We start from the raw sequence: 6,403 nt of genomic DNA on the forward strand, positions 1-6,403 counted from the left end.
CTTCTACGGCACCGCGAACACCAACCAGATGCTGATGGAGTTCATGGGGCTGCACCTTCCGGGTTCGTCTTTCGTCAACCCGAACACGCCCTTGCGCGACGCTCTTACCATCGAGGGCGCGAAGCGCGCGCTCGCCATCTCCGCGCTCGGCAACCAGTATACGCCCGTCTGCGACATCCTCGACGAGCGCGCCTTCGTCAACGGCATCGTCGGGCTCAACGCCACCGGCGGCTCGACCAACCTGCTCATCCACCTTATCGCGATGGCCCGCGCCGCCGGCGTGCTGATCGACTGGGAGGACTTCGCCGAGCTCTCCGACGCCACGCCGCTGATGGCCCGCGTCTACCCGAACGGGCTCGCGGACGTGAACCACTTCCACGCCGCGGGCGGGCTCCAGTTCATGATCGGCGAGCTGCTCGGCGCCGGCCTTCTCCACGACGACACCCGCACGGTGGCCGGCGACGGGCTTGGACGCTATGTGCAGGAGCCGAAGCTGATCGACGGCGCGCTCGTCTGGCAGGACGGCGCGGCCGACAGCCTCAACGACAAGATCCTGCGCCCCGCCGGCGACCCGTTCCAGCCCACCGGCGGGGTCAGGCGGCTCAAGGGCAACCTCGGCGCCGGGGTGATGAAGGTCTCTGCCGTCGCCCCCGAGCGCCAGGTCATCGAGGCGCCCGCCCGCGTCTTTCACGACCAGGAGGAGGTCAAGCGCGCCTTTCGCGCCGGCGAGCTGACCGCCGACACGGTCGTCGTCGTCCGCTTCCAGGGCCCCAAGGCCAACGGGATGCCGGAGTTGCACTCGCTGACCCCGATCCTCGCTGTCCTCCAGGACAAGGGGCTGAAGGTCGCGCTCGTCACCGACGGCCGCATGTCCGGGGCCTCCGGCAAGGTTCCCTCGGCGATCCACGTCTCTCCCGAGGCGCTCGACGGGGGCCCGCTCGCGCGCATCGCCGACGGCGATCTCGTCCGCGTCGACGCGGTGGCCGGCACGCTCGACGTGCTGACCCCAGGGGCCCTCGACCGGCCGCTCGCCGCGCCCGACCTTTCCGGCAACGAGTTCGGGACGGGGCGCGAGATCTTCGCCAACTTCCGCCGCGCCGTCGGCGCCGCCGAGGCGGGCGCGAGCGCGCTGGTCTGAAGACGCCGTTCATTGCGGGTCAATGATCCCGCTCGCTTCGCAGCCAGAAAGGCACATCGCCATGTCCATCACCCCGCGCGACGCCTCCGCCAACGGCCGCGAGATCTGCGGCCTCGCCCCGGTCATCCCGGTGATCGTCGTCGAGGACGTCGCCCATGCCCGCCCGCTCGCCGAGGCGCTCGTCGCCGGCGGCCTGCCCGTGCTTGAGGTGACCCTGCGCACCCCGGCGGCGCTCGACTCCATTCGCGCCATGGCCGGCGTGCCGGGCGGGGTGGTCGGGGCGGGGACGCTGCTCAGGCCCGAGGACGTCCGCGCCGCCAAGGAGGCCGGCGCGCTCTTCGGCGTCTCGCCGGGCGTGACGGACGAGCTTCTCGACGCCTGCGAGGCCGAGGAGCTGCCGCTCCTCGGCGGCGTCGCCACGGTGGGCGAGGCGATGCGGATGCTCGCGCGCGGCTACGACGTCGCGAAGTTCTTCCCTGCCGAGGCCAACGGCGGCGCTGCGGCGCTGAAGTCCTTCGCCGGCCCGCTGCCGCAGGTCGCCTTTTGTCCGACCGGCGGCGTCACGCCGCAGAACGCGCCGGATTATCTCAAGCTCCCCAACGTGCTCTGCGTCGGCGGCTCCTGGGTGGCGAGCCCGGCGATGATGCGCGAGGGACGCTGGGACGAGATCGAGAGCCTCGCACGCGAGGCGAGCCAGCTGAAGCGAGGGAAGTGATGGAAGCCGACGCGATCTGGACTGCGCTGGCCGGGGCCGGCGTGGCGGCGCGGGGCCGCCGCATCGTCTCGCTCTTCGAGGCCGACCCGGACCGGTTCGCCGGCTTCTCGCTCCGCGCCACGGGCATGCTCCTTGACTTCTCCAAGACGTCGATCGACGCCGAGGCGCTGGCGCTCTTGCTGCGTCTCGCCGAGGCGACCGGCGTTGCTGCCAAGCGCGACGCCATGCTCGCCGGCGCGGCGATCAACGCCACCGAAGGCCGCGCCGTCCTGCACACCGCGCTGCGCAACCGGGCGAACACGCCGGTCCTCGTCGGCGGCGTCGACGTGATGCCGGAGGTGAACGCCGTCCTCGCCCGGATGGAGGCCTTCGCGCGCGGCGTCCGCGACGGCTCGATCGCCGGGGCGGGCGGGCCCTTCACCGATGTCGTCAACATCGGCATCGGCGGCTCGGACCTCGGCCCGGCCATGGCCACCCAGGCGCTCGCGCCGTACGCCGACGGGCCGCGGCTGCACTACGTCTCCAACGTCGACGGCGCGCATGTCCACGACACGCTGGCGCGGCTCGATCCGCGGACGACGCTCGTCGTCGTCGCCTCCAAGACCTTCACCACCATCGAGACCATGACCAACGCCCGCACCGCGCAAGCCTGGCTGCGCGGCGCGCTGGGGCAGGGGGCGGACGCGCATTTCGCCGCCGTCTCGACCGCGCTCGACAGGACCGCCGCCTTCGGCGTCGACCCCGAGCGGGTCTTCGGCTTCTGGGACTGGGTCGGCGGACGATATTCGGTCTGGTCCGCCGTCGGCCTGCCGCTGATGCTCGCCATCGGGCCCGAGCGCTTCAGCCAGTTTCTCGGCGGCGCCCACGTGATGGACCGCCACTTCGCGACCGCGCCGCTGGCGGAGAACATGCCGGTCCTTCTCGGGCTCGTCGGCGTCTGGCACCGCAACCTCATGGGCTATCCCTCGCGCGCCATCCTGCCCTATGACCAGCGCCTCGGCCGGCTGCCGGCCTACCTCCAGCAGCTCGACATGGAATCGAACGGCAAGGGCGTGACGCTCGACGGATCGCCGGTCGCCCGCGCCTCCGGGCCGGTGGTCTGGGGCGAGCCCGGCACCAACGGCCAGCACGCCTTCTACCAGCTGATCCACCAGGGGACCGACGTCGTCCCCTGCGAGTTCCTCGTCGCCGCCAACGGCCACGAGCCGGAGCTGCGCCACCACCACGAGCTCTTGCTCGCCAACTGTCTCGCCCAGTCCGAGGCGCTGATGCTCGGCCGCGACCTCGCCGCGGCGGAGCGCACGGTGAAGGATCCCGCGCTCGCGCCACACAAGGTGTTCAAGGGTGATCGCCCGTCGACGACGCTGGTCTACCCGCGGCTCGACCCGGCGACGCTGGGCCGGATCATCGCGCTTTACGAGCACCGCGTCTTCGTCGAGGGCGCGATCTGGGGGATCAACTCCTTCGACCAGTGGGGCGTCGAGCTCGGCAAGGAGCTGGCGACGGCGCTCCTGCCGCTCGTGCAGTCGGGCATGGGTTTCGAGGCCAAGGACGGCTCCACCGCCGGGCTGCTGGCGGCGATCACGGAATTGCGGCGCTGAGCGGCACGCCCGAGATGCTCGAGGCCTGGGTCGACTTCTTCGACAAGGGCATGGTCCAGAACCTCGTCTCCGAGGTTTTCGGCATCGTCGTCACGCTCGTCTTCGTGTCCTGGCTCGGCGGCCGGGCGGTCGCTCATGCGCTCGACCGGGCCTTCCTGCGCAGGTGGGGCGAGTACCGCGGCTACGTCGCCCGCCGCCTGCGCGAGGTCGACCGCCGGCTCGATACCGGAATGACCTGCTTCGCCGCAGACATGGAGAAGCTCGCGGGCAAGCCCACGGGGCAGGTGATCACGGCGGACCTCGACGAGTATCGCCGCAACTACGACCTCGTGCTCGCCGATCTCGACTACCTGACGAACTTCATGCCCCGGCATCACTTCGCGCTGACGGACCGCGACATCGGGCCGGTCTCGGACTACATCGACTTCATCGCCAACGACGTCGACACGATCTTCGACCGCGATCTCTCCTTCCGCAACTTCGAGTCGATGCTCGCCACCCACTTCCAGGGGGTTCACACGCTCGAAATGCGGGCGCTCGACCGCCCCGACCTGACCCGCCACGATCTCATGCGCCGTTCGGCGGCGGATGCGGCCAGAACGATCGCGGCCATCGATCGCGGCCTCTGGGCCGTGCGACGCGACGCGGTCCTTGCCGCGCTGGCGCGAACCGGACCGAGGCGGTGAGCGGATGGGCCTCGTCGTCCTTCATGCCGACGACGCGCTTCTCGTCTTCGACAAGCCCTCGGGCCTGCACACCGTTCCGGCCAAGCCGCCCGGGACGCAGGACTGCCTCGAGGCGCGGGCGCGGGCGGCCTTCCCCGGCGCGCGGCTCGTTCACCGCCTCGACCGCGACACCTCCGGGATCGTGGTCATGGCGCGCACGGCGCTGGCGCAGCGCCATCTCGGATGGCAGTTCGAGCGCCGCCAGCTCGAGAAGACCTATGTCGCGCGCGTGGCCGGCGAGGTGCCGGGAGAGGTCGGCCGCATCGACCTGCCGCTGATCGCCGACTGGCCCAACCGCCCGCGCCAGATGGTCTGCCACGATCGCGGCAAGCCGTCGGTGACCGACTGGCGCGTGCTTGCGCGCGAGCCCGGGGCCACCCGCCTCGAACTGCGCCCGCTGACCGGCCGCAGCCACCAGCTCCGCGTCCATCTCCTCGCGCTCGGCTTTCCGATCCTCGGCGACCCGCTCTATGGCGACCCGGCCTCGGCCGCGCGCCTCCAGCTTCACGCCGCCTCGCTGCGCCTGCGCCACCCCGAGGGCGGCGCATGGATCGCCTTCGCCGCGCCAACGCCGTTCTGACGCAGGTTGACCGGACTTCCCGGGTCGGACTATCCGAACGGGTCCCCGGCCGGAGCACCTCTCCGAGGCTGCGCGCCGCCCACAGCGAGCCCGACCCGAACATGACGCAGATCCAGTTCCCCGACTTCATGTCCATCATCTTCGGCCTGATCGCCTTCCTGCTCGGAGAGTCGATCAACTCCCGCGTCGGGTTCCTGCGCCGGTTCAACATTCCAGATCCGGTGACGGGCGGCCTTCTGCTCGCGCTGGCCTTCTTCGCGCTCCAGAAGGCGGGGATCGCGGAGGTCCGCTTCGACACCGCCGCGCGCGACGTGCTCCTGCTGATCTTCTTCACCACGATCGGCCTCAACGCGAGCCTTGCCGACCTGCGCCGGGGCGGGCGGCCGCTCCTGATCCTGATCGGGCTCACCTCGGTCCTCCTGATCCTGCAGAACCTCGTAGGCGGCCTTGCCGCGCTGCTCTCCGGGCTGCCGGCCGGCTTCGGCGTCGCGCTCGGCTCGACCTCGCTGCTCGGCGGGCACGGGACCATGATCGCCTGGTCGGGCGAGCTCGAGGCGATGGGGCTCGCCGGCGCGCCGGAGGCAGGGATCGCCATGGCCACCCTCGGCCTCGTCGCCGGCGCCGTGATCGGCGGCCCGCTCGCCAAGGCGCTGATCGAGCCGCGCGGCCTGCGCCCGGACGAGCCGGGCGAGATCAACCCGGTCGGTCTGCCGGACGCCACGCCCGGCGCGCTTCTGGTGTCGAAGAGCGAGCTGATGCGCGCGCTCCTCGTCGTCATGCTCTGCATTGTCATGGGTTTCTTCCTGCACCGCGCGGTGCTGGCGATGGGCGTCATGGTGCCGATGTTCGTGCCCTGCCTCCTCGCCGGCATGGCCGTGGGCAACGCGCTCGGCCTCGCCCCCCGCCTGCCGCCAGTGGTCGACACGCCGGCGCTCTCGCTCCTGTCGGAGTTCGCGCTCGGCGTGTTCCTGGCGATCTCGCTGATGGCGCTGCAACTCTGGGCGCTCGCCGGGATGGCCGGCACGCTCCTTGCCGTGCTCGCCGTCCAGACGGCGCTCGCCATCGCCTTCTCGGCGTTTCTCGCCTTCCGCCTGCTCGGGCGCGACTATCAGGCTGCGGTGCTCGCGTCGGGTTATGCGAGCTTCGTCGTCGGCGCGACGCCGACGGCGATCGCGACGATGACGGCGGTGACGAAGAAGTACGGAGCCTGCGCCGCAGCCTTCATCGTTCTGCCGCTTGTCTCCGCCCTTTTCGTCGACATCGCGAACGCCCTCGTCACCCAGGCGTTTCTCGCGATGTGGGGACCGTAGACGCGAAGCGGCTCCGATCCGCCGGGTTCGGGCGATAGGCAAGCGCTATCGATCCACGAAACATCGGTATTGAGATCGACATGGATCGGGTCCACATGAGGAACAAAGAAAAAGCCACCGGGAGGGTCGTCCGTGCGACCGCATCAGGCAGCGACGCCGGCGCCGACGGAGGGCGAGATCGCCGCCGTCATCGAGGCGCATCGGGGCATGGAGGGTCCGCTCCTGCCCATGCTTCACGCCATGCAGGAGGACTTCGGCCATGTGCCGCAATCGGCGATCCCGATGATCGCCGTGGCGCTGAACCAGACGCGGGCCGAGATCCACGGGGTCGTCA

Annotated in this window: 7 protein-coding genes; all 7 read left to right on the forward strand. The window is 70.9% G+C overall.

Annotation, left to right across the window (positions count from 1 at the left end):
* On the forward strand, positions 1 to 1,138 hold a 1,138-nt coding region (locus tag KBA23_RS14985; RefSeq protein WP_290742514.1), incomplete at its 5' end, for a dihydroxy-acid dehydratase.
* A 61-nt stretch (positions 1,139 to 1,199) separates the two neighbouring features.
* Positions 1,200 to 1,853, forward strand: a complete 654-nt coding sequence (gene eda, locus KBA23_RS14990) for a bifunctional 4-hydroxy-2-oxoglutarate aldolase/2-dehydro-3-deoxy-phosphogluconate aldolase (RefSeq protein ID WP_290742517.1) — start codon at positions 1,200 to 1,202, stop codon at positions 1,851 to 1,853.
* A complete protein-coding gene (pgi, locus tag KBA23_RS14995) occupies positions 1,853 to 3,454 on the forward strand; it encodes a glucose-6-phosphate isomerase (RefSeq protein ID WP_290742520.1) in 1,602 nt (533 codons plus the stop codon). Before eda ends, pgi begins: the two co-directional genes overlap by 1 nt.
* A 14-nt stretch (positions 3,455 to 3,468) precedes the next feature.
* Positions 3,469 to 4,140 (forward strand): hypothetical protein, encoded by a 672-nt coding sequence (locus KBA23_RS15000; protein WP_290742522.1) that lies wholly within the window; start codon positions 3,469 to 3,471, stop codon positions 4,138 to 4,140.
* 4 nt (positions 4,141 to 4,144) lie between these two features.
* Complete coding sequence (locus KBA23_RS15005; RefSeq protein WP_290742524.1) at positions 4,145 to 4,759, forward strand: RluA family pseudouridine synthase; 615 nt, start codon at positions 4,145 to 4,147, stop codon at positions 4,757 to 4,759.
* A 101-nt stretch (positions 4,760 to 4,860) separates the two neighbouring features.
* Positions 4,861 to 6,069, forward strand: coding sequence for a sodium/glutamate symporter (gltS, locus tag KBA23_RS15010; protein WP_290742527.1), 1,209 nt, complete (start codon positions 4,861 to 4,863; stop codon positions 6,067 to 6,069).
* Between the two features lie 132 nt (positions 6,070 to 6,201).
* Positions 6,202 to 6,403, forward strand: a 202-nt coding sequence (locus KBA23_RS15015; protein WP_290742530.1) for an NAD(P)H-dependent oxidoreductase subunit E, incomplete at its 3' end; no start/stop codon positions are given.

Source organism: Amaricoccus sp., assembly GCF_017995835.1.
GTDB lineage: Bacteria > Pseudomonadota > Alphaproteobacteria > Rhodobacterales > Rhodobacteraceae > Amaricoccus.

Bases quoted from the DNA above. Each gene is read 5' to 3' on its own strand.
- pgi (WP_290742520.1), top strand. From the start codon at position 1,853: ATGGAAGCCGACGCGATCTGGACTGCGCTGGCCGGGGCCGGCGTGGCG.
- KBA23_RS15000 (WP_290742522.1), top strand. From the start codon at position 3,469: ATGCTCGAGGCCTGGGTCGACTTCTTCGACAAGGGCATGGTCCAGAAC.
- KBA23_RS15005 (WP_290742524.1), top strand. From the start codon at position 4,145: ATGGGCCTCGTCGTCCTTCATGCCGACGACGCGCTTCTCGTCTTCGAC.
- gltS (WP_290742527.1), top strand. From the start codon at position 4,861: ATGACGCAGATCCAGTTCCCCGACTTCATGTCCATCATCTTCGGCCTG.
- eda (WP_290742517.1), top strand. From the start codon at position 1,200: ATGTCCATCACCCCGCGCGACGCCTCCGCCAACGGCCGCGAGATCTGC.